Below are 2,062 nucleotides of genomic sequence, written 5' to 3'. Positions count from 1 at the left end.
ACCCCCACACGTCTCGCTTCCACCCCCTGCAACACCGCCAAAGCCGCATCAGCCTCCCGCTGCCGGCTCCACAGCGACGCATAAACCCCACCGGCATCCAGCAACCCCTGGTGCGTCCCCCGCTCGACGATCACCCCCTTGTCCAACACCAAAATTTCGTCGGCGTTGACCACCGTCGAGAGGCGGTGGGCGATGACGAGGGTGGTGCGGCCCCGAGAAACCTTGTCGAGGGCGTCCTGGATTTCGCGTTCGGTGAAGCTGTCGAGGGCCGAGGTCGCCTCGTCGAGGACGAGGATCGGGGGGCCCTTCAGGATGGTGCGGGCGATGGCGACGCGCTGCTTCTCGCCGCCGGACAGCTTCAGGCCGCGCTCGCCCACGGGGGTGTCGTAGCCCTCGGGCAGGGCGGAGACGAAGCGGTCGATCTGGGCCAGGGACGCGGCCTCGCGCACTTGCGCGTCCGTCGCATCCCAGCAGCCGTAGCGGATGTTGTACCCGATGGTGTCGTTGAACAGCACCGTGTCCTGCGGGACCATGCCGATGGCGGCCCGGAGCGAGCTCTGGGTGACGGCGGCGATGTCCTGGCCGTCGACGCGGATGCGCCCGCCCTGCGGCTCGTAGAACCGGAACAGCAGGCGCGACAGGGTCGACTTGCCGGCGCCCGAGGGGCCGACGATGGCCACCGTCTTCCCCGCCGGCACGGTGAACGAGACGCCCCGCAGGATCGGCCGGGCCGGATCGTAGGCGAAGCGCACGTTCTCGAACTCCACGGTGCCGCCCTGGGCCTTCAGGGCCCTGGCGTCGGGCCGGTCGGCGATCTCGGGGTTGCGGTGGAGGATGAGGAACATGTCGTCGATGTCGATCAACGCCTGTTTGATCTCGCGGTAGATCATGCCCATGAAGTTGAGGGGCATCGACAGCTGGATCAGCATGGTGTTGACGAGGACGAACCCGCCGATGGTGGTGCGCCCGGCCATGATGTCTCTCGCTGCGAGCCACATCACCACCGTCATGCCGATGGTGAAGATCACGGCCTGGCCGGCATTGAGGACGGCCAGCGACACGTAGGTCTGGGTCGAGGCCTTTTCGTACTTGGCCATGGAGGCGTCGTAGCGCTCGGCTTCACGGCGCTCGGCGCCGAAATACTTCACGGTCTCGAAGTTGAGCAGCGAATCCACCGCCTTGGTGTTGGCGTCGGTGTCGGAGGCGTTCATGCGGCGGCGGATCTCGATGCGCCACTGCGTCGCCTTCCAGGTGAAGCCGAGATAGGCCGCCACCATCAGGAACACGACGGCCGAGTAGATCCAGTCGAACTCGTAGGCGAGCACGCCGATGACGAGGACGAACTCGACGATGGTCGGCACCAGGGTGAGCACCATCAATCGCGACAGCTCCTCGATGCCGCCGCGGCCGCGCTCCAGCACCCGGGTCAGGCCGCCGGTCTTGCGCTCGAGGTGGAAGCGCAGGGACAGGCGGTGCATGTGCTCGAAGGTCTGGAGCGCCAGGCGCCGCACCGCATGCATCGCCACCTTGGCGAACAGCCCGTCGCGGACCTGGGTCAGCCCGGCCATGGCCACCCGCGACAGGCCGTAGAGTCCGATGAGCACCATGGGGGCGGCGAGCAGTCCCGTCGGGATCGCGTCGCCGGCCTTGGCGCCGGTCATCGCCACCAGGGCGTCCGTCGCCCACTTGAAGGTGAACGGGGTCACCATGGTGACGAACTTCGCCACGATCAGCAGGCCGAACGCGAGGAACACCCGCCGCTGCAGGTCGGGCCGGCCATAGGGCCAGAGGTAGGGCCACAGGCGGCGATAGGTGGCGACGAGGCCGGGGCGCGCGGGCGGCGTGCCGCCCGGCGCTTGCGCGGGATCGGGTGTCATGGATTTCTGCGTCTCGGTGGCTGCGGTTTGGAACCGATATAAGCGCGCGCCGGTCCGCTGACAGCCGCGCACCGGCGCGGGGCGGCCCCGCGTCGGCGCGCGGGGCGGATGGGCCGGTCCGGAACGGCGGGGTTTTCCGCCCCCCCCCCGCCCCCCCCACGAAAATAAAAAAAAAAGAACCAAAC

1 protein-coding gene is annotated in these 2,062 nt (G+C 68.3%); it reads right to left on the bottom strand.

Annotated elements, in window-relative coordinates:
• Positions 1–1,877 (bottom strand): ABC transporter ATP-binding protein/permease (locus FV218_RS22290; protein WP_147711590.1); only part of this gene is annotated, 1,877 nt, incomplete at its 3' end.
• Positions 1,878–2,062: the final 185 nt, after the last annotated feature.

Source organism: Methylobacterium sp. WL69, from assembly GCF_008039485.1.
Taxonomy (GTDB): Bacteria; Pseudomonadota; Alphaproteobacteria; order Rhizobiales; family Beijerinckiaceae; genus Methylobacterium.
This window is presented reverse-complemented; position numbering and strand designations above follow the sequence as displayed.